This is a genomic window from Achromobacter dolens (assembly GCF_902859745.1).
In the GTDB taxonomy this organism is placed as follows: domain Bacteria; phylum Pseudomonadota; class Gammaproteobacteria; order Burkholderiales; family Burkholderiaceae_B; genus Achromobacter; species Achromobacter dolens.
The window spans coordinates 24,957-49,436 of record NZ_CADIJW010000037.1 but is presented as its reverse complement, the minus strand read 5'-3'; the positions used below and the strand labels follow the sequence as shown (position 1 = coordinate 49,436).

General features: G+C 66.7%; 24 protein-coding genes. 18 read left to right on the top strand and 6 right to left on the bottom strand.

Annotated features, from left to right (window positions below; translation table 11 throughout):
• The first annotated feature begins 2 nt into the window (after window positions 1-2).
• Window positions 3-1,424 (top strand): efflux transporter outer membrane subunit, encoded by a 1,422-nt coding sequence (locus HV783_RS21550; protein ID WP_175189838.1) that lies wholly within the window; start codon window positions 3-5, stop codon window positions 1,422-1,424.
• A 32-nt stretch (window positions 1,425-1,456) separates the two neighbouring features.
• Here HV783_RS21550 and HV783_RS21545 read toward each other — a convergent pair whose 3' ends face one another.
• The 6 genes from HV783_RS21545 to map form a co-directional block, all read right to left on the bottom strand.
• The gene (locus HV783_RS21545; RefSeq protein ID WP_175189837.1) at window positions 1,457-1,957 is read right to left on the bottom strand and encodes a M48 metallopeptidase family protein; all 501 of its coding nucleotides are present in this window, start codon (window positions 1,955-1,957) and stop codon (window positions 1,457-1,459) included.
• A 4-nt stretch (window positions 1,958-1,961) separates the two neighbouring features.
• Window positions 1,962-2,576, bottom strand: a complete 615-nt coding sequence (locus HV783_RS21540; RefSeq protein ID WP_254603987.1) for a nucleotidyltransferase family protein — start codon at window positions 2,574-2,576, stop codon at window positions 1,962-1,964.
• Window positions 2,563-3,045, bottom strand: coding sequence for a disulfide bond formation protein B (locus tag HV783_RS21535; RefSeq protein ID WP_054502818.1), 483 nt, complete (start codon window positions 3,043-3,045; stop codon window positions 2,563-2,565). Before HV783_RS21535 ends, HV783_RS21540 begins: the two co-directional genes overlap by 14 nt.
• Window positions 3,046-3,112: 67 nt before the next feature.
• On the bottom strand, window positions 3,113-3,826 hold the full coding sequence (locus tag HV783_RS21530) for a MarC family protein (protein WP_054431130.1): 714 nt from the start codon (window positions 3,824-3,826) through the stop codon (window positions 3,113-3,115).
• A 75-nt stretch (window positions 3,827-3,901) separates the two neighbouring features.
• Window positions 3,902-6,508 carry a [protein-PII] uridylyltransferase gene (locus HV783_RS21525; protein ID WP_054502817.1) on the bottom strand — a complete coding sequence of 869 codons (2,607 nt, stop codon included), beginning with the start codon at window positions 6,506-6,508 and terminating at the stop codon, window positions 3,902-3,904.
• Window positions 6,509-6,527: 19 nt separating this feature from the next.
• Complete coding sequence (gene map, locus HV783_RS21520; protein WP_054502816.1) at window positions 6,528-7,349, bottom strand: type I methionyl aminopeptidase; 822 nt, start codon at window positions 7,347-7,349, stop codon at window positions 6,528-6,530.
• Between the two features lie 821 nt (window positions 7,350-8,170).
• Between map and rpsB the strand changes: the two genes are divergently transcribed.
• From rpsB to HV783_RS21435, 17 genes are all read left to right on the top strand, one after another.
• Window positions 8,171-8,920 (top strand): 30S ribosomal protein S2, encoded by a 750-nt coding sequence (gene rpsB, locus HV783_RS21515; protein ID WP_054502815.1) that lies wholly within the window; start codon window positions 8,171-8,173, stop codon window positions 8,918-8,920.
• 181 nt (window positions 8,921-9,101) lie between these two features.
• On the top strand, window positions 9,102-9,980 hold the full coding sequence (tsf, locus tag HV783_RS21510) for a translation elongation factor Ts (RefSeq protein ID WP_049074268.1): 879 nt from the start codon (window positions 9,102-9,104) through the stop codon (window positions 9,978-9,980).
• Between the two features lie 97 nt (window positions 9,981-10,077).
• The gene (gene pyrH, locus HV783_RS21505) at window positions 10,078-10,794 is read left to right on the top strand and encodes a UMP kinase (protein WP_006394495.1); all 717 of its coding nucleotides are present in this window, start codon (window positions 10,078-10,080) and stop codon (window positions 10,792-10,794) included.
• A 15-nt stretch (window positions 10,795-10,809) separates the two neighbouring features.
• Entirely contained in the window at window positions 10,810-11,370 is a 561-nt protein-coding gene (gene frr, locus HV783_RS21500) for a ribosome recycling factor (protein WP_175189836.1), read from the top strand.
• Window positions 11,371-11,536: 166 nt separating this feature from the next.
• Entirely contained in the window at window positions 11,537-12,301 is a 765-nt protein-coding gene (gene uppS / locus HV783_RS21495; RefSeq protein ID WP_054502814.1) for a polyprenyl diphosphate synthase, read from the top strand.
• A 64-nt stretch (window positions 12,302-12,365) separates the two neighbouring features.
• Entirely contained in the window at window positions 12,366-13,223 is an 858-nt protein-coding gene (locus HV783_RS21490) for a phosphatidate cytidylyltransferase (protein WP_054502813.1), read from the top strand.
• Complete coding sequence (locus HV783_RS21485; protein ID WP_175142468.1) at window positions 13,220-14,419, top strand: 1-deoxy-D-xylulose-5-phosphate reductoisomerase; 1,200 nt, start codon at window positions 13,220-13,222, stop codon at window positions 14,417-14,419. Before HV783_RS21490 ends, HV783_RS21485 begins: the two co-directional genes overlap by 4 nt.
• Before the next feature lie 71 nt (window positions 14,420-14,490).
• Window positions 14,491-15,822: an RIP metalloprotease RseP gene (gene rseP / locus HV783_RS21480; RefSeq protein ID WP_054502811.1), complete on the top strand. Its 1,332-nt coding sequence runs from the start codon at window positions 14,491-14,493 to the stop codon at window positions 15,820-15,822.
• 53 nt (window positions 15,823-15,875) lie between these two features.
• The gene (gene bamA, locus HV783_RS21475) at window positions 15,876-18,221 is read left to right on the top strand and encodes an outer membrane protein assembly factor BamA (protein WP_054502810.1); all 2,346 of its coding nucleotides are present in this window, start codon (window positions 15,876-15,878) and stop codon (window positions 18,219-18,221) included.
• 110 nt (window positions 18,222-18,331) lie between these two features.
• Window positions 18,332-18,892: an OmpH/Skp family outer membrane protein gene (locus HV783_RS21470; protein ID WP_054502809.1), complete on the top strand. Its 561-nt coding sequence runs from the start codon at window positions 18,332-18,334 to the stop codon at window positions 18,890-18,892.
• Between the two features lie 14 nt (window positions 18,893-18,906).
• Window positions 18,907-20,004, top strand: a complete 1,098-nt coding sequence (gene lpxD / locus HV783_RS21465; protein WP_144658125.1) for a UDP-3-O-(3-hydroxymyristoyl)glucosamine N-acyltransferase — start codon at window positions 18,907-18,909, stop codon at window positions 20,002-20,004.
• A gap of 71 nt (window positions 20,005-20,075) precedes the next feature.
• Window positions 20,076-20,531: a 3-hydroxyacyl-ACP dehydratase FabZ gene (fabZ, locus tag HV783_RS21460; protein WP_006385190.1), complete on the top strand. Its 456-nt coding sequence runs from the start codon at window positions 20,076-20,078 to the stop codon at window positions 20,529-20,531.
• Window positions 20,532-21,326, top strand: a complete 795-nt coding sequence (lpxA, locus tag HV783_RS21455; RefSeq protein WP_054502807.1) for an acyl-ACP--UDP-N-acetylglucosamine O-acyltransferase — start codon at window positions 20,532-20,534, stop codon at window positions 21,324-21,326. It abuts the gene before it with no gap.
• Window positions 21,323-22,519, top strand: a complete 1,197-nt coding sequence (gene lpxB, locus HV783_RS21450) for a lipid-A-disaccharide synthase (RefSeq protein ID WP_054502806.1) — start codon at window positions 21,323-21,325, stop codon at window positions 22,517-22,519. The genes lpxA and lpxB overlap by 4 nt, the downstream gene beginning before the upstream one ends.
• Window positions 22,506-23,114 (top strand): ribonuclease HII, encoded by a 609-nt coding sequence (gene rnhB / locus HV783_RS21445; protein ID WP_054502805.1) that lies wholly within the window; start codon window positions 22,506-22,508, stop codon window positions 23,112-23,114. The genes lpxB and rnhB overlap by 14 nt, the downstream gene beginning before the upstream one ends.
• A complete protein-coding gene (locus HV783_RS21440; protein WP_116792287.1) occupies window positions 23,111-23,899 on the top strand; it encodes a TrmH family RNA methyltransferase in 789 nt (262 codons plus the stop codon). Before rnhB ends, HV783_RS21440 begins: the two co-directional genes overlap by 4 nt.
• Window positions 23,900-23,981: 82 nt before the next feature.
• Window positions 23,982-24,410 carry a hypothetical protein gene (locus tag HV783_RS21435; protein WP_054502803.1) on the top strand — a complete coding sequence of 143 codons (429 nt, stop codon included), beginning with the start codon at window positions 23,982-23,984 and terminating at the stop codon, window positions 24,408-24,410.
• The last annotated feature ends 70 nt before the right edge of the window (window positions 24,411-24,480 follow it).

The following is a 24,480-nucleotide window of genomic DNA, read 5'->3' as shown; positions in this document are numbered from 1 at the left end:
CCATGCATGCACCCGTCCCTCGCACGCCGCCGCGCCTTCGACAGGCAATGCTGGCCTCGCTGTTGGCGGCCCTGACCGGCTGCACCGCCGTGGGTCCGGACTACCACCCGCCGGTGCTGGACGTGCCCACGCACTGGATCGAGGCCGACGCCGCCATGTCCGATGGCGACCATGATGGCCTGCGTTCCTGGTGGCGCGCCTTCCAGGATCCCTTGCTCGACCGCCTGGTCGATCAGGCCCTGACACATAACCAGGACCTGGATATTGCCTTGGCGCGCCTGCGTCAGGCCCGCGCCGAACGCGTGCAGATCGCCTCGGCCGCCATGCCTGAAATCTCGGTCGGCGCCGCCGGCGAGGCCGTGCGTGGCAGCAAGGCGCTCGGCGCGCAGCCCGGCGGGCAGGCACGAACCTGGCGCCTGGGATTCGATGCCAGTTGGGAGCTGGACCTATTCGGCGGCACGCGCCGGGCGGTCGAGGCCGCCGATGCCGGCATCCAGGCGCTGGCGGAGGACCATCGCGCGCTGCAAGTGAGCCTGGTGGCCGAACTGGCATCCGATTACGCCGGGCTGCGCGCCGCGCAACTGCGTTTGGCCATCGCGCAGGACAATATCCGCACGTTGGCCGAAGCCGAGCGCTTGGCCGAATGGGCGCACCGCAGCGGCCTGGGCACGCTGGCCGACGTCACCCAGGCCCGCGCCGAGCGCGAAGCGGCCGAGGCGCTACCACCTCTGCTGGATGCGGACATCGCCCGTTTCAGCCATGCCATCGGTGTGCTGACGGGCGGATTTCCCGGCGATTGGCATGCCGACCTCGCAACGCCCGCGCCCGTTTTGCCCATGCCGAAAGACTTGCCGCTGTCACTGCCTTCGTACCTCATTCGCCAACGCCCCGACCTGCGTGCGGACGAACGACGCCTTGCCGCCGCCACCGCGCAGATCGGCGTGGCCGAGGCCGCGCGCTTTCCCTCGTTCCGCATTCCCCTGGGGTTCGGCACCACCGCCAGCGTTATCCACGACCTGTTCTCGGGCGCCAGCCTGGCGTGGTCGGCGGCGATGCAAGGCAGCCAGTCCCTCTTCGACGCCGGCCGCGCGAAGGCAGGCGTGACGGCGGCGCAGGCCAACGCCGACGCCGTGCGGCGCGTCTACGAGCGGGACGTGCGTGCGGCCTTGCGTGACGTGGAGGACGCCTTGACGGCATGGACCAGCGAGCGCCAGCGGCAAGCCGCGTTGCAGAAGGCCGCAGCCGATAGCCAACAGGCCCTGCAACAGGCGACCCGGCTCTATGCGCGTGGGTTAAGCGCCTACCTGCCGGTGCTGCTGGCCCAGCGCAGCCTGAACCAGGCGCGCGAGTCGCTTGCCCTCAGTCAACTGGCGCAGTTGCAAGCAGGCATTGCCTTGTACAAGGCGCTGGGCGCGGGAGGGTAGGGCACGGCATTGCTCCCTCATTCTTGCTGGCTTCACCACAGGCTCTCGCCGCTGGCCTCCAGGTGGGTCAGGTACAGCCGCAGGTCGAATTCATACTGGTGATACTGCGGCTCCATCAAGTGGCACAGGTTGTAGAAGGCCTTGTTGTGGTCCTTCTCCTTCAGGTGCGCCAGTTCGTGCACCGTGATCATCTTCAGGAATTCCTCCGGCACCGTCTTGAACAGCGTGGCCACGCGGATCTCGTGCTTGGCCTTGAGCTTGCCGCCCTGGACCCGCGAGATGAACGTATGCTGGCCCAGGGCGTGCTGGATCACGTGGATCTTGCTGTCGAAGGCGATCTTGCTGAGCGGCGCGCCGTTGCGGATGTAGGTGTTCTTCAGGTCCACCACGTAGTCGTACAGCGCCTTGTCGGTGCGCACGCCATGCGCGCCGGCGGGATAGCGGGCCCGCAACGCCGGCCCGAGCTTGCCCTGGTCGAGCAGCGCGCGAGCCTGCGCCAGCAGCGTTTCCGGATAGCCGGTCAGGTATTTCATCGCGTCAGGAAAGAGGCAGGTGCCGCACACGCAGGCGCGGCCATTTTTCGGTGTAGCGCTTGGCCCGCAGCCGTTGGGTGTAGAGGGCGGGGTCGCGCAGTCCGGGGCTGGGCCGCAGCACCAGGTCGAACAGGTCCTCCAGGCCGTGCGGCGCCAGTATGCGCAGGTGATCGCCGGCGTCCAGCGATACGCCGATACAGGTGGCGGTCTCCGGCCAGGTGGCGATGCCGGCCGCGAGCGACGCCAGCGGGGGCGGCGCAATGCAGCCGTCGCGGCGCCACAGGTGGACCCGCGCCTGGTTCACCACCTCCCAGGGCGCGTCCGGCGCGGCGCCGCGCAGGCGGTGCGCGATAGCGGCCTCTCGCTCCGCCGTCAGATCCGCGGCGTCGAAATAGACGAAGTCCACATCCGCGGGCGCATGACTGTCCGGCGGCAGGTCGTGCAGATGGTTCCAGACCAGCGTGCGGACCACGCCCGCCCCCAGGCACCATTCGGCCAGGCCGCAATCACGCGCGGCGCGCAGCCACCGCATCAGCGGTGCGTGATCGCGGACCAGGGCGCGCAGGCGTTCGGCGTGGGGCGCTTCCAATGGCGAGGCGTGCGGCTCAGGCGCGGCCACGGCCGAACGCCGCGGCCAGCGCCATGACCAGCAGGATCACGAAAAGCGCCAGGCTCCACAGCGCATACTCGATGCCCAGCACCGGCACGACCGCGTCCATGCAGGTGGCGTAGATGCCGAACAGCCACGGCACGCTGCCGTCCAGGCCGATGCCGGTCATGAAGCGGTCGGCGAAAGTCTGGTCGCACGACAGCATCTTGGCGGCCACGGTGTACTGGTACCAGGCCGCGGCGATGCCGCTGATCGACAGCAGGGCGGCCAGGGACGCGCAGATGCGCGTCAGCGCGCGGCCGCCGCCGAAACCGCCGATCAGGGCGATGACGCCGATCACCAGGTAGATCAGGCGCTGCATCACGCACCAGGCGCAAGGCGGCATGTCGAAGACGTACTGGGAAATCAGGGCGATGCCGACGGCGCCGAAGCTGAAAAGGGCGATCAGGCGGAGCAGGCGTTCTGAACGAGAAGTCATGGTTGTTGCAAGGTAAGGGGTTCGCGGGGGCGGGGCCCCGGGGGATGGCCGGTCCGGCCGCCAGGCGTTAGGCCTTGGGAATCGGAATTGGTTGCATGACCTGCTGCAATACCCCCAGCAGCAGCTCGCGCGAGCCTTCCCAGAAGATCTGCACGCCCAGGCACAGCATGATGAAGGCTGACATGCGCATGAAAACGGCGGTGCCATTATCGCCCAGCCGGTGCAGCATCTGCGCCGCAAAGCGCAGGCAGACGTACAAGGTCAGCGAAACGACCACGATGCCGGGAATCGAACCCCCCAGGCGCAGCAGGCTCAGCACGTGGTTCTGGTCGCGCAGCGACACGCCTACCGTGATGGCCGCGGCGATCGAGCCGGGACCGCAACTGATGGGAAAGGTCAGCGGGTAGAAAGCGCGCGCCTTGGCCATTTCCGGGGTGAAGGATTCGGCCATGCGGGCCACGCGCTCGGTGTCGGCATCGGGGGAATTGACCAGGCGCCAGGCGCTGGCGATGACCAGCATGCCGCCGCCCACCCGCACGATCGACAGCGAAATGCCGAAAAAGCTCAACAGCACGTTGCCGGCGACCATGGCGACGATGAGCATCAGGCCGACGTTGACGGCGACGCGCTTGGCCAGCACCGTGCGGGTGGCGGACGAGGCGCCTTCGGTCAGGGACAGGAAGATGGGCGCGATCGCCGGCGGGTTCAGAAACGGCAGCAGCGTCGCCAGCGCGAAAAAGAAGCTGGTTCCCAGCACCCGCAGGTATTCGTTTAGCTCCATCGCACGGTATCGCCAAGCCGAAAACCGGATTGTATGCGGTCGGCGGCTGTCTGGCGATGGGGCGCCGGTCCGGCTTCAGGCGGCCTGTTGCCGGACCTCGTCGCCGGCCAGCGCATCGAGGATGTCGCGCTCGAACTGCATCTGGCTGCGCGGCCGCGTCAGCGTCGCGCCATCGACGATGAAGACGTCTTCCACGCGGTCGCCCAGCGTCATGATCTTGGCCATCAGCAGGTTCACTTCATGCTGGGCGAAGACCCGCGCCAGGGCGTGCAGCAGGCCGGGGCGGTCGGTCGCGGTGACCGACAGGCGCCACGAGGTGCTGCGCTCGTCCGGCTGCAGCTCGGCCTGCGGCATGATCGGGAACACCCGCGACATGCGCGACTGGCGGCCGCGGCCGTAGTAGCCGCCGCGGGCTGCGGGGGCCTGGGCGGCCGTCTTGGCGTCCTTCAGGCGCTCGGCCAGCTCGTGCTCGACCAGCGTGGCCTGCGCGCGCAGGTCGCTGGCGCCTTCGGGCAGCAGCACGATGAAGCTGTCCAGCGCCCAGCCGTGGCGGGTGGTGTGGATGCGGGCGTCCTGCACCGACAGCGACTTGGCGTCGAAGTAGCCGCAGATGGCCACGAACAGGTCGGGCACGTCGCGCGTGTAGACCATGATCTGCAGGCCTTCGCCCTGTTCGGTGGGGCGGGCGCGCACCACCGCGTGGGCCGGCGCCACCTGGTGGTACAGGTGGCGCGTATGCCAGGCGATATCGGAGGCGTCGTGGCGCAGGAAGTAGGCCACGTCGAGCTGGCTCCAGAACGCTTCGCGCGCGTCGTCGCGCAGGCCCGCCAGGCGGGTCAGGCGCGCGGCCTCCTCGCGGCGTTCGGTCAGGACGGTGTGGGCGTCGGCATGGGCGCCGCCCAGCGCGGCCAGGGTCAGCTTGTACAGGTCCTCGAGCAGCTTGCCCTTCCAGGCGTTCCAGACCTTGGGACTGGTGCCGCGGATATCGGCCACTGTCAGCAGGTATAGCGCGGTCAGGTGGCGTTCGTCCTTGACCGTGGCGGCGAAGTCCTGGATCACGGCGGGATCGGACAGGTCGCGCTTTTGCGCCACGGCCGACATCAGCAGGTGCTGGCGCACCAGGAATTCAACCAGCTTGGCGTCTTCCGGCTCCATGCCATGGTCGTGGGCGAACTTGCGCACCTCGCGCGCGCCCAGCTCGGAGTGGTCGCCGCCGCGGCCCTTGGCGATGTCATGGAACAGCGCCGCGACGTACAGCAGCCAATGGCGGTCCAGGCCGGCGATCAGTTGGCTGGCCAGCGGATATTCCTGGGCGTGCTCGGGCATGGTGAAGCGGCGCAGGTTGCGCACCACCGCCAGCGTGTGCTGGTCCACCGTGTAGGCGTGGAACAGGTCGTGCTGCATCTGGCCGACGATGCGGCGGAATACCGGCAGGTAACGCGGCAGGATGTTCAGCATGGTCATGCGGCGCAGCTCGTGCACGACGCCGCGCGGCTGCTGCAGGATCTGCAGGAACAGCTTGCGGTTGACCGGGTTGCGGCGGAACTGCGCGTCGATGCGATGGCGCGAGTGCCAGATGGCGCGCAGTGTGCGCGCCGACATGCCGGTCAGCTCGGGATGCTGCTGCATCACCAGGAAGGCGCGCAGCAACAGCGTCGGGTTGCGCTCGAAGCCGTCGTCGCGAATGATGTCGAGGCGGTCGCGCAGGTTGCGGAAATCGTCGTCGATGTCGCGCGCATCGCTGTCGGGGCGCGGGAACAGGCGTTCCTCGATGTTCTGCACCAGGATGCCGTTGAGCTGCGTCACCAGGCGCGCGGCCCAGTAGTAGCGCTGCATCAGCAGTTCGCTGCCGCGCCGGGTGGCCGTGGCGTGGATGCCGTAGACCTCGGCCAGGGCCGGCTGCAGGTCGAACAGCACGCGGTCCTCGCGCCGCTTGGCCAGCAGGTGCAATTCGATGCGCAGGCGCTTGAAAGCCTGTTCCGCCTTGCGCAGGTCGCGCGCCTCGGACGGGGTCAGCAGACCGGCCTGCGCCACCGCGCGCCAGTTCTCGCCGAAGCCGGCCGCGCGCGCCATCCACAGGATCACCTGCAGGTCGCGCAGGCCGCCGGGCGATTCCTTGCAATTGGGTTCGAGCGCATAGGGCGTGTCCTGGTAGCGCGCGTGGCGCTGCTGCATCTCGACGCGCTTGGCGCGAAAGAACGCGCGCGCGTCCAGTCGCGACTGGGTGGCGGCCTCGAACTTTTTCATCAGCGCGCGGCTGCCGGCCAGCCAGCGCGATTCCAGCAGCGCGGTTTCCACCGTGATGTCGGCGTCGGCCTCGCGCTCGCAGTCCTCGATGGTGCGCACGCTGTGGCCGGGCTCCAGGCCCAGGTCCCAGAGCGAGGCGACCAGTTGCTCGATGGCGGATTCGTCGTCGGCGGTGGGGGCGTGCGGCAGCAGGATCAGCAGGTCGACGTCCGAGTGCGGATACAGTTCGCCGCGGCCGTAGCCGCCCACCGCGGCCAGCGTGGCGCCGGCGGGCAGGGGATAGTGCTTGACCAGATCGCGCAGCGCCGCGTCCACGATGCGGCGCAGTTCGCCCAGCAGCGTGTCGGGGCGTTCGTGCTCGCGGAACTGGGCCACCGCGGCGCGCCGGGATTCCTGGATGCGTTCGCGCAGGGTGCTGAGAATGTCGGCGGTCATGGTGGCGGACGGGCCGGGGTCAGACGGCGGGGATGACGATCGGTTCGGTGATGAAGGCAGGCGGCTTGGGCATGCCGGGCGACAGGGTCAGGACCTCGTAGCCGGTGTCGGTGACGCACACAGCATGCTCCCATTGCGCCGACAGGCTGTGGTCGCGCGTCACGACCGTCCAGCCGTCGGACAACTGGCGGATCTCGCGGCGGCCGGCGTTGATCATGGGCTCGATAGTGAACAGCATACCCGTCACCAATTTCACTCCGGTGCCCGGCTTGCCGTAGTGCAGCACTTGCGGGTCTTCGTGAAAGCGCTGGCCGATGCCGTGGCCGCAGAACTCGCGCACCACCGAAAAGCCGTTGGACTCGGCATGCTTCTGGATGGCGTTGCCGATGTCGCCTAATGTGGCCCCGTTTTTGACCTGCTGGATGCCTTTCCACATGCACTCGAAGGTGATATCGGTCAGGCGGCGCGACAGGATCGACTGCTCGCCCACGGCGTACATGCGGCTGGTGTCGCCGAACCAGCCGTCCTTGATGATGGTGACGTCGATGTTGAGGGAGTCCCCGTTTTTCAAGGCCTTGTCGCCCGGGATGCCGTGGCACACCTGGTGATTGACCGAGGTGCAGATGGCGCCAGGGAAGGGCGGGTAGCCGGGCGGGGCATAGCCCACCGTGGCGGACTTCACCTTGAGTTCGTCGGTCAGGTATTCCAGGCAGAGGCGGTCCAGTTCCCCGGTGGTGACGCCAGGCTTGACGTAGGGGGTGATGAAATCGAGGACTTTGGCGGCGTCCTGGCAGGCCGCGCGCATCTTGGCCAGGTCGGCCGGATTGGTAATGGTGCCCATGGAATGACTGACGAATCTCGCTTGAATGTCTGCTTGAAAGAATAGTAGAATTATAGGCTTCCCTAAAATTTTGGGGAGCAATCTGGGTAGCGGCAAGCGCCGATCCCGGCGGGTGGGGATGGAATCTTCCAGGCCACCCGGTTGGTTGTCTGATTTGGTACGTTGGGCCACACCGCTTCTTGTGAGATCGGTGGCGGGCTTCGGAGTTTCATCGCAAGCGAAGGTTGTGGTGGGGGTTCGGGCCAGTCGCCAGGTTCCGGGAAGCACGGCGGCACAGCGGACGAGAGCAGGCGGCGGGCCGGGGCGGGCGGGGGGCTTGCATCGACACAGGTCGGGGCGCTGCGTGCTCGCAAGCCCGGTCACGTTTTCGAGCAGCGATGCAGGTTCAAGGTGGCTGCCGGCTTAAGTTCTTGGAAGGTTTCCAGTTCCTGGAGGTTTTCCTGAAGAACCGCCCCCGGCGACTGATGCGCGCAATGGTTGAAAAGCCATGGCGCGAATGAACTGGATTTCGCTGCCAACAAAACAGGTCCGGGTGCGCTGGAAGAAACTGCCAGGAATTTCCTGGCGGGTCGGACGGCGCGATGCGTGCAAGCGGCGCCAGGCGCTTCGTCGTGGCGGCCGTCTGGGTTTATCGCGGCAGCGTGGCAGCAAGGCGCGCAGGGCACATGCCCGGCACGTCGGAGTAGTGCGGCAGTGATCGGCCGGCCCGGTTAAAATTCTGTTCATCCCGCAGGTGCGGGAAATCGCGCGCAACACCACCCAGGGTGTCAGCCACAGGCTGATGCAGGTGCGGCGCAAGAAATCAACCCTTGGAGAAAGTTATGTCTTTGATGCGCGAAATGCTGGAAGCGGGTGTCCACTTCGGTCACCAGACCCGCTACTGGAACCCCAAGATGGCCCCCTTCATCTTCGGCCATCGCAACAAGATTCACATCATCAACCTGGAAAAGACGGTTGATAAGTACCAGGAAGCCACCAAGTTCGTGAAGCAGCTTGCTGCTCGCGGTGGCAACATCCTGTTCGTCGGCACCAAGCGCGCCGCCCGCGAGCTGGTCGCCGCCGAAGCCGCCCGTTGCGGCATGCCCTACGTCGATGCCCGCTGGCTCGGCGGCATGCTGACCAACTTCAAGACGGTCAAGACCTCGGTCAAGCGCCTGAAGGACATGGAAGCCGTGGTCGCCGAAGGCGGCGCCGAGCGCATGATCAAGAAGGAAGGCCTGCTGTTCCAGCGCGAACTGGAAAAGCTGAACAAGTCGATCGGCGGCATCAAGGACATGAACGGCCTGCCCGATGCCATGTTCGTGATCGACGTCGGCTACCACAAGATCGCCATCGCCGAAGCCAAGACCCTGGGCATCCCCGTGGTCGCCGTGGTTGACACCAACCACTCGCCCGACGGCATCGACTACGTGATCCCCGGCAACGACGACTCGGCCAAGGCCATCGCGCTGTACGCCAAGGGCATCGCCGACGCCGTGCTGGAAGGCCGCGAACAGAACCTGAACGGTCTGGTCGAGGAAATCGGCGAAGGCCAGGAAGAGTTCGTCGAAGTGCAGGACAACCAGGCCTAAGCCTGCTGTCATGTCCGGCGGTTAGTGTCAGGGGGCGGTCGCGGAATGCGGCGTGCCCCCGCCTCGCCGGCAGTGCGAAGGCGGACTCCCGCCTTCCTCATCCGCAGCTTGCGGACGTCTCATCGAATCACACCAATGCCCCGGCCCGCCGGGGCATGTCTTAGCAAAATTTGGAGCTAACATGGCTGAAATTACCGCCGCCCTGGTCAAGGAACTGCGCGAAAAGACCGATGCGCCCATGATGGAGTGCAAGAAGGCCCTGACGGAAGCCGAAGGCGACCTGGCCCGCGCTGAAGAGATCCTGCGCGTCAAGCTGGGCAACAAGGCCAGCAAGGCTGCCGCCCGCGTCACGGCCGAAGGCCTGATCGGCCTGTTCATCTCGGCCGACGCCAAGCAAGGCGCCGTCATCGAAGTGAACTGCGAAACCGACTTCGTTGCCAAGAACGACGACTTCGTCGCCTTCGTCAACAAGCTGGCCGAGCTGGTCGCCACCCAGAACCCCGCCGACGTGGCCGCCCTGTCGGCGCTGCCCTACGGCGACGGCACCATCGAATCGACCCGTACCGCCCTGATCGGCAAGATCGGCGAGAACATCTCGATCCGCCGCTTCGAGCGCATCCAGACCCCGAACGCGCTGGCCAGCTACGTGCACGGCGGCAAGATCGGCGTGCTGGTGGAATACGCCGGCGCCGAGGAAGTGGGCAAGGACCTGGCGATGCACATCGCCGCGACCAAGCCGAAGGCCCTGAACGCCGACGGCGTGAACCCGGCCGACATCGCCGCCGAACGCTCGGTCGCCGAGCAGAAGGCCGCCGAATCGGGCAAGCCGGCTGAAATCGTCGCCAAGATGGTCGAAGGCTCGGTGCAGAAGTTCCTGAAGGAAGTTACGCTGCTGTCGCAACCTTTCGTCAAGGACGACAAGAACACCGTCGAACAGATGCTCAAGGCCAAGGGCGCCTCGATCACCAAGTTCGTGCTGTTCGTCGTCGGCGAAGGTATCGAGAAGAAGACCAGCGACTTCGCCGCTGAGGTTGCCGCCGCCGCCGCCGGCCGCGCCTGATCTCGGGGTAGTCCTTACAGGCCGGCGCTAGATATTTTCTAGTCCGGCCTATTTCTTGTCTTACACTTTCGTCGGAATGTTCTTCGGGATATCACCTATGAGCAGCAGATCATACAAACGGGTTCTTCTCAAACTTTCCGGCGAGGCGCTGATGGGCGACGATGCATTCGGCATCAATCGCGCCACCATCGTCCGCATGACCGATGAGATCGCCGAAGTCGCCGCCACTGGCGTCGAGCTGGCCATCGTCATCGGCGGTGGCAATATCTTCCGTGGCGTCGCCCCGGGTGCGCAGGGCATGGACCGCGCCACCGCCGACTACATGGGCATGATGGCCACCATCATGAACGCGCTTGCCCTGCAGGACGCGCTCAAGCACAAGGGTATCGACACCCGCGTGCAGTCGGCCCTGAACATCGACCAGGTCGTCGAACCGTACATCCGCCCCAAGGCCCTGCGTTACCTCGAAGAAGGCAAGGTCGTCATCTTCGCCGCGGGCACCGGCAACCCCTTCTTCACGACCGACACCGCGGCCGCCCTGCGTGGCGCCGAGATCGGCGCGGAGATCGTGCTGAAGGCCACCAAGGTCGACGGCATCTACAGCGCGGATCCCAACAAGGATCCTTCCGCCACGCGCTACGCGCGCATCAGCTTCGACGAGGCCATCGTCCGCCGCCTGGAAGTCATGGACGCCACGGCGTTCGCCCTGTGCCGCGACCAGAAGCTGCCGATCAAGGTGTTTTCGATCAATAAGTCGGGCGCGCTCAAGCGCGTCGTCAGCGGCGAAGACGAAGGCACGTTGGTACACGTTTAAAGAAAAGGAAAATCCATGAGCGTCGCAGAAATCCGCAAATCCGCCGAAGCCAGGATGGCCAAGTCGCTTGACACGCTCAAGACCAACCTGGCCAAGATCCGCACGGGCCGCGCCCACACCGGCATCCTGGACCACGTGCAGGTCGAGTACTACGGTTCGCCCGTGCCGATCAGCCAGGTCGGCAACGTGAACCTGATCGACGCGCGCACCATCAGCGTCCAGCCCTACGAAAAGAGCATGGCCGCCGCGATCGAGAAGGCCATCCGCGAATCGGACCTGGGCCTGAACCCCATGTCCATGGGCGATACCATCCGCGTGCCGATGCCGGCCCTGACCGAAGAGCGCCGCCGCGACCTGACCAAGGTCGTGCGCAGCGAAGGCGAGGACGCCAAGGTGGCCGTGCGCAATCTGCGCCGCGAAGCCAACGACACCTTGAAGAAGCTGGTCAAGGACAAGGAGATCTCCGAGGACGACGAGCGTCGCGCCCAGGACGACGTCCAGAAGCTGACCGACCGCAACGTGGCCGACATCGACAAGATGGTTACCCAAAAAGAAGCGGAAATCATGACCGTATAATCCTTGCAGAGCCGGAGCGGGCAGCAAGCCGCCCCGGCCCCAGGATTTTTGCCTTCGCGCCGTCCTATCCATTGCTTCGCAGCACACTGACGCAGCGGTGGATCGACGGCGCGGGTTTTTCCCCGTATTCCCTGTTTTACGCCGGTCGACGGCGCTCCCCAGACCCATGGCAACCAGTTCTACCCAGGCGGTTCCCGATACCCGCGACATCCCGGAGCACGTGGCCATCATCATGGATGGCAACGGCAGATGGGCGACGCGGCGGCTGTTGCCACGCACGGCCGGGCATGCCAAGGGGGTGCAGGCGGTGCGCCGCGTGGTCGAGGCCTGCGGCCGCGCGGGGGTGCGCTACCTGACGCTGTTCGCCTTCAGTTCCGAGAACTGGCGCCGGCCTGCCGAGGAGGTGTCGCTGCTGATGCGCCTGTTCGTGCAGGCGCTGGAGCGCGAAGTCGGCAAGCTGGAAGAGCAGGGCGTGCGCCTGCACGTCATCGGCGATCTGTCCGCGTTCGAGCCGCGCCTGCAGGAACTGATCTTCGCCGCCCAGGCGCGCACCGCCCACAATGACCGCCTGCACCTGACGGTGGCCGCCAACTACGGCGGTCGCTGGGACATCCTGCAGGCCACCCGCGCGATGCTGGCGGCCGAGCCCGAGCTGGCGGCGCATCCGGAGCGGGTCGACGAAGAGCGCCTGGCGCGGCATCTTTCCATGTCCTGGGCGCCCGAGCCCGACCTGTTCATCCGCACCGGCGGCGAGCAGCGCATTTCCAATTTCCTGATCTGGCAGATGGCGTACGCGGAGTTCTATTTCACGGACCGCTACTGGCCGGATTTCGGCGCCGACGAACTGCGCCAGGCATTTGACTGGTACCGGACGCGCGAGCGCCGCTTCGGCCGCACCAGCGCCCAGCTCACCGAAACCGGCGAAAAATAGTCCGGCCGCGGCTCGCCGTGCCCCGCGCGCGGCGGCTGTGGGTCGACCCGAGGAGATCGTCACCATGTTGGGCCAGCGTATCGTTACCGCCATCGTCCTGCTCGCCGTCCTGGCGGCCGCAATGATGAGCGCCAATCCCTGGTGGTTCGTGGCGTTGCTCGCGCTGGCGGCGGCCTGCGCCAATTGGGAGTGGCTGCGCCTGACGCTGCCGCAACCGCCGTCGTCCGTGATCGCCGCAGGCATTCCCGTCCTGTTGTTCGCGGCCATGCTGGCCCTGGCGTCGGCCTGGTTGTCGGGCCAGCGCGACGGCATCGCGGATCCGTCCTGGATCCTGCGCTACGCCGCGCCGCTGGTTGCCGTGGTCTGGCTGTTCGGGGCCACCGCCGCCGTGGTGCGCGGCCGATCCGACGCGGCGCCGGCGAATCTGGGGTGGTCGCTGTTTTCGGTCCCCGCCGCGTTCACCGCCTGGGCGGTGCTGGCCCAGATGTTCATGGCGCGCGGCGCCGCCTTCGTGGTGTCGTTGCTGGCCCTGGTCTGGGTCGCCGATATCGCCGCCTATTTCGCCGGCCGCGCATTCGGCAAGCGTAAACTGGCGCCGCGGGTCAGCCCGGGCAAGACGGTGGCCGGCGCGGTCGCCGGCGTGCTGGGCGCCGTCATCTGGATCGGCCTGTCGAGCCTGTGGGACGGCACGTTCGGCCATGCGCTGGTGGCGCACTGGTCGTTCTGGCTGGCGCTGCCGATCGCGGCGTTGCTGGGCGTGCTATCCATCATCGGCGACCTGTTCGAGTCGTTGCTCAAGCGCCGCGCGGGCCGCAAGGATTCCAGCGCACTGCTGCCGGGGCACGGCGGGGTCTATGACCGTATCGACGCGATCCTGCCGGTCGCGCCGTTGGCGCTAATCTTGTCTGGAGTGTTGTTTTGACGGCTTTTCAACGCGTCGTGGTGCTGGGATCGACCGGCTCGATTGGCGAGAGCACGCTGGACGTGATCGCTCGCCATCCGGATCGCCTGGCGGTGTATGCCCTGTCTGCCTACAGCCGCATGGAACGGCTGGCCGAGCAGGCGTTGGCCAGCCGCGCCCCGGTGGTCGTGGTGCCCGATGCCAAGGCGCGTGACAAATTCGTGGCGGCCTGGCCGGCCGGGCAGGCCGCGCCGGAAATCCGGATCGGCGCGCAGGCCCTGGCCGATACGGCGGCGGATGCGCAGTGCGACGCCGTCATGGCGGCCATCGTCGGCGCTGCCGGCCTGCCCGCGGCCTTGGCCGCGGCGCGTGCCGGCAAGCGGGTCTTGCTGGCCAACAAGGAAGCGCTGGTTGCCGCCGGCTCGCTGTTCATGCAGGCAATTCGCGACAACGGCGCCGAATTGCTCCCCATCGACAGCGAACACAATGCGATTTTCCAGTGCCTGCCCCATGGCGGCCGGGCCGGGGCGCCCGATGCGCCGGCGCCGGGCGTGCGCCGACTGCTGCTGACCGCCTCCGGCGGCCCGTTCCGGGGCCGCGACCTGGAGGACCTGCACGAGGTGACGCCGGCGCAGGCCTGCGCCCATCCCAACTGGAGCATGGGCCGCAAGATCTCGGTCGATTCCGCCACCATGCTGAACAAAGGCCTGGAGGTGATCGAGGCGCACTGGCTGTTTGCCATGCCGGCCGACCGCATCGAGGTCGTGGTGCATCCGCAGAGCGTGATTCACTCCATGGTCGAATACGACGACGGCTCGATCCTGGCGCAATTGGGCCAGCCCGACATGCGCACGCCGATCTCCTACGGCCTGGGCTTTCCCGAGCGCCTGGACAGCGGCGTGGGGCCGCTGGACCTGACCCGTCTGGGCCGGCTCGATTTCGAAAAGCCGGACCTGGCGCGATTCCCGTGCCTGGCGCTGGCGTTCGAGGCGCTGCGTGCCGGGCAGGGCGCCTGCATCGCCCTGAACGCGGCCAATGAGGTGGCGGTGGACGCCTTCCTGGCGGGCCGTCTGGGGTATACCTGGATACCGCGGGTTATCGAGGCGACCCTGGAGTGGCAGGGGGGGCAATCATCTGTTACGCTCAATAGTCTTGACGATGTGCTGGCGCTGGATGCCGCCGCGCGCGTTTACGCCGGCAATCTCGGCCTGGCGTGATGGCGCATGGATCGTTCCCCGGACCGTGCGCCGTTTTTCCCGTGCGTTGATTCCTTGATTTCCTGACCCCGATGCTTTTCACCCTGCTGGCCTTTGCCGTTGCGCTTGGCTCCCTGATCATTTTCCATGAGTTGGGGCACTATTGGGTGGCGCGGCTGTGCGGCGTCAAGGTGCTGCGCTTTTCGGTCGGCTTCGGCAAGGTGGTCCTGCGCCGCACCGATCGCCATGGCACCGAATGGGCCCTGTCGGCCTTGCCACTGGGCGGCTATGTCAAGATGCAGGACGATGCCCCGGCGGGCGCCAGCCCGGCCGAAGCGGCAGGCGCCTTCAACAACAAATCGGTCGGCAAGCGCATCGCGATCGTTGCCGCCGGTCCCATTTTCAATCTCATCCTCGCGGTCTTCCTGTATGCCGGCCTGAACATGGCGGGCACCGAGGAGCCGGTGGCTGTCATCGCCCAACCCGCTGCCGATACGCCCGCGGCGCGCGCCGGGTTGGTGGCGGGCGACCGCATCCTGGCCATCGACGGCCAGGAGGTCGCGTCGTGGTCGGACGCCCGCTGGCGCCTGATGGACGTGATGGCCACGGGCGGCCGCACCCAGATCGAAGTCGGCACCCCCGGTGGTGCATCGCAGCAACGGGAACTGACCCTGCCGGCCAACGCCATGGATCCGGCCGGCGGCGATCCGCTGCTGGCCGCCGGCATCCGCCTGGCCCAACCCAAGCCCGCCGTGCGCGTCGTCAACGATGGCGGCGAAGGGCAGGCGGCCGGCCTGCGCGCGGGCGACCTGATCCTGGCCGTCGATGGCCAGCCCACGCCGGACACCGGCGCGCTGGTAAAGCAGATCCAGGACAGCGCGGGCAAGACGCTGGCCCTGACGGTGGCGCGCGATGGCGCCCAGATTTCCGTGAATGTCACGCCGCGCGCCGAAACGGTCAACGGCCAGGTCATCGGCCGGCTCGGCGTCCAGCTAGGCGGCGACGTGCCCATGGTGACGGTGCGCTACGGCGTCTTCGACAGCCTCTGGCGCGGCGCCGTCCGCACCTGGGACACCGCCCTGTTTTCGCTGCGCATGATGGGCCGCATGGTCACGGGGGACGTTTCCTGGCGCAATGTCAGCGGCCCGGTCACGATCGCCGATTATGCCGGCCAGACCGCCCGCATCGGCATTGTTGCGTATATCGCCTATATCGCGTTGATCAGCATCAGCCTGGGCGTACTAAATTTGCTGCCCATTCCTATGCTGGACGGTGGCCATCTGCTGTACTATCTCGTCGAAATTGTGCGGGGCAGTCCGCCGCCCGCACGGTGGATCGATATCGGACAGCGCGCAGGCATTGGTTTATTGGCAAGCCTGATGGGGCTTGCGTTGTTCAATGATTTCACGCGCTTGTTCACTTAAGCGCCAATTAGCATAAAATCCCCCGCCATTTGCACGACCGAGGATACTCAAGGATGTCTTTTCGCCGGATGTTTCATCACAAAAAGGGTGTACTGCCGGGCGTAGTGCCGAGTCTGATCGCCGCATTGCTGCTGCCAGGCATGGCTCACGCCTTCGACCCTTTTGTCGTGCGGGATATCCGCGTAGAGGGGATCCAGCGAACCGACGCCGGCACCGTCTTCGGTTATCTGCCCGTCAAGGTCGGTGAGAAATTCACCGAGGAAGAGGCCACCGAGGCCGTTCGCCGCCTGTACGGCACGGGATTTTTCACCGACGTGCAGATCCAGACCGACAATAATGTCGTGGTCGTGGTGGTCCAGGAGCGTCCGACGATTGCATCCGTGAATTTCAACGGCATGCGTGAGTTCGATTCCAAGGCCATTACCAAGTCGCTGGGGCAGGTGGGTTTCGCCGAAGGCCGGATTTTCGACCGCTCGATGCTCGAGCGCGCCGAATACGAACTCAAGCAGCAGTATCTGTCCAAGGGCAAGTACGGCGTCGAGGTCACCTCCACAGTCACGCCGCTGCCGCGCAACCGCGTTGGCGTGAGCTTCGACGTGTTCGAAGGCTCGGTCGCCCGCATCCAGGAAATCCGCTTCGTCGGCAACAAGGCCTTCTCGGAAAGCGACCTGCTCGACGAATTCAAGCTGACCACGCCGGGCTGGCTGACCTGGTACACCGATACCGACAAGTACTCGCGGGAAAAGCTCGAAGGCGACCTCGAACGCCTGCGTTCGTTCTACCTGGACCGCGGCTACCTGGAATTCACGGTCGAGCCGCCCCAGGTGACGATCTCGCCCGACCGCAAGGACATCCGCATCACCATCACGGTCCATGAAGGCGAGCCGTACAAGGTGCGCAGCGTCAAACTGGCGGGCAATCTGATCGGCCTGGACCAGGAAATCAACAACCTGGTCAAGATCAAGCCCGACGAAACGTTCTCGGCGGCCAAGGCCAACGATTCGGCCAAGGCCATCACCGACTACCTGGGTGAACTGGGCTACGCCTTCGCCAACGTCAACCCGAACCCGCAGCTCGACCGCGCCAAGCACGAGGCCGACCTGACGTTCTACGTCGATCCGAGCCGCCGCGTTTACGTGCGCCGCATCCAGATCGGCGGCAACACCCGCACGCGCGACGAAGTCGTGCGCCGCGAAATGCGCCAGCAGGAAGCCGCCTGGTACGACGCCAAGGACATCAAGACCTCGCGCGACCGCGTCGACCGCCTGGGCTACTTCAGCGACGTCAACGTCAAGACCGATCCGGTGCCGGGCTCGCCCGACCAGGTCGACGTCAACGTCGACGTGAAGGAAAAGCCCACCGGCATGATCAACCTGGGCGTGGGCTACGGTTCGTCCGAAAAGGCGATCCTGTCGGCCGGCATCAGCGAAGACAACGTGTTCGGCAGCGGCACCAACCTCACGCTGCAACTGAACACCAGCAAGAGCAACCGCGCGGTGGTGCTGTCGCACACCGACCCGTACTGGACCAAGGACGGCATCAGCCGCACCACGTCCGCTTACTACCGCGTGACCGAGCCCTGGAACAACAACGACGGCGACTACCGCGTCAAGTCCATGGGCCTGGGCATGAACTTCGGCGTGCCGATCTCCGAGTACGACCGGATCTTCCTGGGCGCCAACCTCGAGCGCAACCAGATCGATCTGTTCTCGAATTCGCCGCTGGCCTACCGCAAGTTCGTCGACCAGTACGGCGATGCGACCAACTCGGTGATCTTCACCGCCGGCTGGTCCAACGACACCCGCGACAGCGCCCTGGCGCCGACCAAGGGTTCGTACACCCGCTTGAAGAGCGACTTCTCGACGGTCGACCTGAAGTACTACATGCTCACCGGTCAGCAGCAGTACTTCATCCCGCTGGGCAATTCGTACACCCTGGCGCTGAACGGCATGGTCGACTGGGGCCAGAGCTACGGCGGCAAGGACTACCCGATCATCAAGGACGTGTACGCCGGCGGTATTGGCACGGTGCGCGGCTACGAAGGTTCGTCGCTGGGTCCGCGCGACCCGGTCACGGGCGACTACCTGGGCGGTTCGCGCCGCATCGTGGCGAACGCGCAGTTGTACCTGCCGTTCCCGGGCGCGTCCAAGGACCGCACGCTGCGCTGGTTCATCTTCAGCGATGCGGGCCAGGTGGGCGCGGGCAGCGGCCTGTCGTGCACCAACGGCAAGCCGGGCAGCGAGGTCGACGATCCTTGCGGCTGGCGTTTCTCGGCAGGTATCGGCCTGTCGTGGCAGTCGCCGATGGGCCCGCTGCAACTGTCGTACGCGCGTCCGCTCAATGCCAAGCCGGGCGACGACAAGCAGAGCTTCCAGTTCCAGATCGGAACCGGGTTCTAAGCGCTGGCGTTACGCTTGAAAACAAGGGAGAGGCCTCCTGGCCCGGCTCCCTTGTCGTTTAGTGGCACAATACATACTTTGGCTTTGCCTTACTGGAAGGTGAGATTTTCATGATGTCTGACTTCGCACTTAAATCATCGAATTCGCCGCGCGTTAATCGTCGTGGCAAGCTGGGCGGCTCCATTGCCCTGGTGGGTGCGCTCATTCTCGGTTCCGTCGCGGCGGTGCCCGCTCAGGCTCAGAACACCAAGATCGGCTTCGTCAACACCGAGCGGATCCTGCGTGAATCCGGTCCGGCCAAGACGGCGCAAAGCAAGATCGAAGCCGAATTCAAGAAGCGTGACGACGAACTGCAGCGTCTGAACTCCAGCCTGCGTTCGCAAGCCGAGAAGTTCGACAAGGATGCGCCCGTGCTGTCCGAGTCCGACCGCGTCAAGCGCCAGCGGGAGCTGTCGAACCTGGATACCGACCTGCAGCGCAAGCGCCGCGAATTCCAGGAAGACTTCAACCGCCGCCGCAACGAAGAGTTTTCCAGCATCGTGACGAAGGCCAACGAGGCCATCAAGCGTATCGCTGAACAGGAAAACTACGACCTGATCATCCAGGACGCCGTCACGGTCAACCCGCGCATCGACATCACCGACAAGGTGATCCAGAGCCTGGGCAAGTAAGCTGCAGTCGCCGTATGCCGGTTCTACTGGATCTTGCCCGCGCGCCGACGCTCGAAGCGCTGTTGAGCGCCGCCAATACCCAGGGCATGGACTGGCGCATCAGCGCGCCCGCCGGCGCAGACCCCTTGCGGGTCTGCGGCATCGGCACCCTGGCTTCGGCCAGCGGCCATGAGATCAGTTTCCTGGCCAATCCCAAGTACCAGAGCCAGCTCGCCGCCACGCAGGCGGGGGCGGTGATCGTCTCGGCCGACGTGGCCGAGACGCTGGAAGCCGCCGGCGCCGATCGGCCGCGTTTCACGCTGGTCGTCTGCAAGCATCCGTATCTGCTTTACGCCCGCGTGGCGCAGTGGTTCGACGCCGCGCGGCGTCCGGCCCTGCCCGCGTTCACGCATCCCTCGGCCGTGGTCGCGCCTGATGCGCACATCGAGGAAGACGTGCGTATCGGTCCGAATTGCGTGATCGAATCAGGCGCGCGCATCGGCCGCGGCAGCGTGCTGGGCGCTGGCTGCGTCATCGGCGTTGGCTCGTCGATCGGCCCGGACAGCCGCCTGCATGCGCATGTCACGCTGTACGAAGGCGTCAAGATCGGCGCGCGCGCCATCATCCACAGCGGCGCGGTGCTCGGCGCAGACGGCTTCGGTTTCGCGCCGGATCCGTCGCTGGGCAAGGGCGCCTGGGGCAAGATTCCCCAGTTGGGCGGGGTGACGGTGGGCGACGACGTCGAAATCGGGGCCAATACGACCATCGACCGCGGCGCGCTCGAAGACACCGTCGTGGGCAATGGCGTCAAGCTCGACAACCAGATCATGGTGGCCCACAACTGCCGTATCGGCGCCTACACCGCGATCGCGGCGTGCGTCGGCGTGGCGGGGTCCACGACCATCGGCGAGCGCTGCACCATCGGCGGCGCGGCCATGCTGTCAGGGCACCTGACGCTGGGCGACGACGTACACATTTCGGGCGGCACCGCGGTGACGTCCAATATTTCCAAGCCTGGCCGCTATACCGGGGTGTACCCGTATGCGGAACATGGCGAATGGCAGCGCAACGCCGCCGTGATACAACAGTTGGCGCAATTGCGCCGCCGCTTGCGGACGCTGGAAAAAGACTAGGGCGCCGCCATGCCGCCCTGGCGCTCGCGGCGCCGACAGATTTAATTCATTACGCAGGAATTCACAGAAAAATGGAACTCGACATCAAGGGGATCATGGAGAGGCTGCCGCATCGTTACCCGATGCTGCTGATTGATCGCGTCGTCGAAATGGTGCCCGGCAAATCCATCGTCGCCATCAAGAACGTCTCGATCAATGAACCGTTTTTCAACGGTCACTTTCCCCACCATCCGGTGATGCCGGGCGTGCTCATCGTGGAAGCCATGGCCCAGGCTTCGGCGTTGTTCTCGTTCACCGACGAGAACGGCGGCCTGAAGTGCGAAGGCGCCAAGACGGCGTACTACCTGGTGGGCATCGACGGCGCGCGTTTCCGCCGCCCGGTGGTGCCGGGCGACCAGTTGCGCATCGAGGTCGAAGCCGAGCGCCTGAGCCGCAGCATCTGTAAATACCAAGCGCGTGCCACGGTGGACGGGCAGGAAGTGGCGTCGGCCAAGCTCATGTGCGCGATCCGCAGCCTGGAAGAGTAAATGGCAGGAAACATCCATCCTACCGCCGTCGTCGATCCGGCGGCGAAAATCGACCCCAGCGTGGTCATCGGCGCGTTCTGCGTCGTGGGCCCCGATGTGACGATCGGCGCCGGCACCGAGCTCGGCCCGTATTGCATGGTCGATGGCGTGACCACCATCGGACGCGACAACCGCTTCTATCGGTATTGCTCGATCGGCGGGATGCCGCAGGACAAGAAGTACAAGGGCGAGCCGACCCGGCTGATCATCGGCGACCGCAACACGGTGCGCGAATTCGTCACGCTGAACACCGGCACGGTGCAGGATGGCGGCGCCACCACGCTGGGCGATGACAACTGGATCATGGCCTACGTGCACATCGCGCACGATTGCCACGTGGGCAACAACACCATCCTGGCCAACTCCGTGCAACTGGGCGGCCACGTCCATGTGGGTGACTGGGCCATCGTGGGCGGCCTGACCGGCGTGCACCAGTTCTCGCGCATCGGCGCGCACAGCATGACCGGCGGCAACAGCTCGCTGATGCAGGACACGCCGCCGTTCGTGCTGGCCGCGGGCAATCCATGCCGGCCGGTCGGCATCAACGTCGAAGGCTTGAAGCGCCGCGGATTCACGCCCGCCCAGGTGTCGGCGCTGCGCGACGCCTACAAGATCATCTATCGCCGCGGCTTGCCGCTGGACACGGCCCGGGCCGAACTGCGCGCCCGCCAGCAGGCCGAGCCCGAAGTCGCCGAGCATCTGCAGACGCTGCTGGATTTCCTCGACGTCGCGTCGCGCGGCATCATCCGTCCATGAACATGCGGATCGGCATGGTGGCCGGCGAGCCCTCGGGCGATCTGCTGGCCGGCCGCATCATTGCCGGTCTGCAGCAGCGCGCCCCGGGCGTGCTGTGCGAGGGCATCGGCGGCCCGCAGATGCAGGCCCGCGATTTCGATACCTGGCATCCGATGCATGCGCTGACGGTGTTCGGCTACGTCGACGCGCTCAAGCGTCTGCCCAGTCTGCTGCGCACCTATCGCGACGTGTCGCGTCGCTGGCTGGCCGAGCCGCCGTCGGTGTTCGTCGGCATCGACGCGCCCGATTTCAACTTGCGTTTGGAACACCAACTGCGCCAGGCCGGCACGCCGACCGTCCATTTCGTCGGCCCCTCGATCTGGGCCTGGCGCTACGATCGCATCCACAAGATCCGCGAATCGGTGTCGCACATGCTGGTGCTGTTCCCGTTCGAGGAAGAGATCTACCGCAAGGAAGGCATTCCGGTCACCTATGTCGGCCATCCGCTGGCCGGCGCGGTGCCGATGCAGCCGGACCGCGCGGCGGCGCGCGCGCGGCTGGGCATCGACCAGGACGCGCGCGTGCTGGCGATCCTGCCGGGTAGCCGTTCGTCCGAGATTCGCCTGCTGGCGCCGCGCTTCCTGCAGGCCGCGCAGATGCTGCAGAAGCGCGATCCGGCGCTGCAATGCGTGGTGCCGATGGTCAACGACCAGCGCCGCGCCGAATTCCAGGCGATCCTGGCCAAGTATCCCGTGCCGGGGTTGCGCTGCGTGACCGCGCAGGATCTGCACGGCGCGGATGGCGATCGCCAGGCGCCGGTGGCGTGGTCGGTGATGGAAGCCAGCACCGCGGTGCTGGTGGCCAGCGGCACCGCCACCTTGGAAACCGCGCTGTACAAGCGGCCCATGGTGATTTCCTACGTGCTGTCGCCGCTGATGCGTCGCATCATGGCCTGGAAGTCCGGCCAGGAACGGCCCTATCTGCCGTGGGTGGGGCTGCCCAACGTGCTGCTGCGCGACTTCGCGGTGCCCGAGCTGTTGCAGGACGACGCCACGCCGGAGAAGCTGGCCGAGGCCACCTGGGCGGCGTTGACCGACGAGGCCTTGGCGGCGCGTATCGAGGCCCGCTTCACGGCGCTGCACCAGGAGCTGCTGCGCGACACGCCGGCGCTCGCGGCCCAGGCGATCCTGGAGGTGGCCGGTGGAGCAGCCTGACCTGTTTGCCGCGCCGGCGCAGCCGGCCCTGGTGACGGCCGGCGTCGATGAAGCCGGCCGCGGTCCGCTGGCGGGCGCGGTATACGCGGCCGCCGTGATCCTGGATCCGGCGCGGCCCATCGACGGCCTGGCCGACTCCAAGGTGCTGAAGGCCGCCACGCGCGAGGCGCTGGCCCTCGAGATCCAGGCGCATGCGCTGGCCTGGTGCGTGGCCAGCGCCAGCGTGGCCGAAATCGACAGCCTGAACATCCTGCGCGCCACCCTGCTGGCGATGCGCCGCGCCGTCGAGGGCCTGTCGACGGCGCCTCAGTTGGCGCTGGTGGATGGCAACCAGGCCCCCAAGCTGGGTTGCACGGTGCAGACGGTGATCAAGGGCGATGCCCTGGTGCCGGCGATCTCCGCCGCGTCGATCCTGGCCAAGACCGCGCGCGACGCCGATCTGCTGCGCCTGCATGCGCTGTACCCGCAGTATGCGTTCGACCAGCACAAGGGCTATGGCACCGCCTTGCACTTGCAGATGCTGCGCGAGCACGGTCCCTGTGTCGAGCACCGCCGCAGTTTCGCGCCCATCAAGGCCTTCGGCCTGGTCTCATGAAACACATCAGTTCCCGCGACAATCCCGCGGTCAAGGCGCTGGTCAAGCTCGCCGGCACTGCGGGCAAGCGCGGCGCGCCCGTGCTGCTGGACGGCGTGCACCTGTGCCAGGCGTGGTTGCAGCACCATGGCGCGCCGGACCAGGCCATCTTCGACGTCGACCGCCTGTCGCAGCCCGATATCGCGGCGCTGGCGGCCGCCGTGCCGGATGCCCGCTGCCTGGCGCTGGACGCGCGCCTGATGCAGGCGCTGGCCAGCGTGGAAAGCGGGCAGGGCGTGGCCTTCGTGGTGACGCCGCCGTTGCCGTCCCTGCCCGAGGCGGTGGACGAGAATTGCGTGCTGTTCGATCGCATCCAGGACCCGGGCAATGTCGGTACCTTGCTGCGCACCTGTGCCGCGGCCGGGGTCAAGCGCGTGTTCCTGGCCACCGGCACGGCCGCCGCGTGGTCGCCCAAGGTGTTGCGCAGCGGCCAGGGGGCGCATTTCGCGCTGGCGATCCACGAGCACGTGGACCTGCAGGCGCTGCTGCCCCGGTTGCGCGTGCCGCTGGTGGCGACCGCGCTGGAAGGCGCCCAGGACCTGTATGCCGGGCGCCTGCCCGAGCGTTGCGCCTGGGTCTTCGGCCATGAGGGCCAGGGCGTCGCGGCCGAGTTGCTGGCGGCGGCGCGGCTCAGGCTGCGCATTCCCCACGACATGGCCGCGGTCGAGTCGCTCAATGTGGGCGCCGCCGCCGCCATCTGCCTGTTCGAGCAGCGCCGCCAGGCGCTGGCGGACGCGGCGCGCTGATTCTGCATTGGTGCGTGTCTGACCCGCCAGGCGGGCGCCGGGCCGGCATATACTCGACGCTTTGCCGCTCCCTAGGTGTTCCATGGCGTCATTGCCGGTCGCTCACTCCCTGCCAGGCCGCGCCCGCTGCCAGTCATTGCTTGCCGCCTGCCTGTGCGCGCTGGCGCTGGGCGGATGCGCCTCGGGCGCACCGCAACGGGTCAGTCTGGTGCCGGTCGACATGACCGAATCGGCCGGCCGGCTGCAATTGTCGCGTGAGGTGGTGGCGAAGCTGCCCAACGACGCCGCCGTGACGCTGCCTTCCGGCTCGCAATGGCGGCGGGCCGGCGCCATCGTGCAGGGCGACGTGTTCCGACCGCTGGGCGGTCCGTTCGCGATTGCCTTGCCGCGCCGCACGGACGCCTATCTGGTGGCCTCGTCCGGCAAGCTGGTGGGGTTCTACCTGCCGGCCGACAGCAGTTACATCGAGCTGTCCCGCCCCGTCGTCCTGCCTGGAGCGGTGCGGCAGTGACGGCCCGCGCGGCCGGCGATCGCCGGTTGCGCGACGGAGGGGGGCCGGCGCCCATGGCCGGACCCTGTCA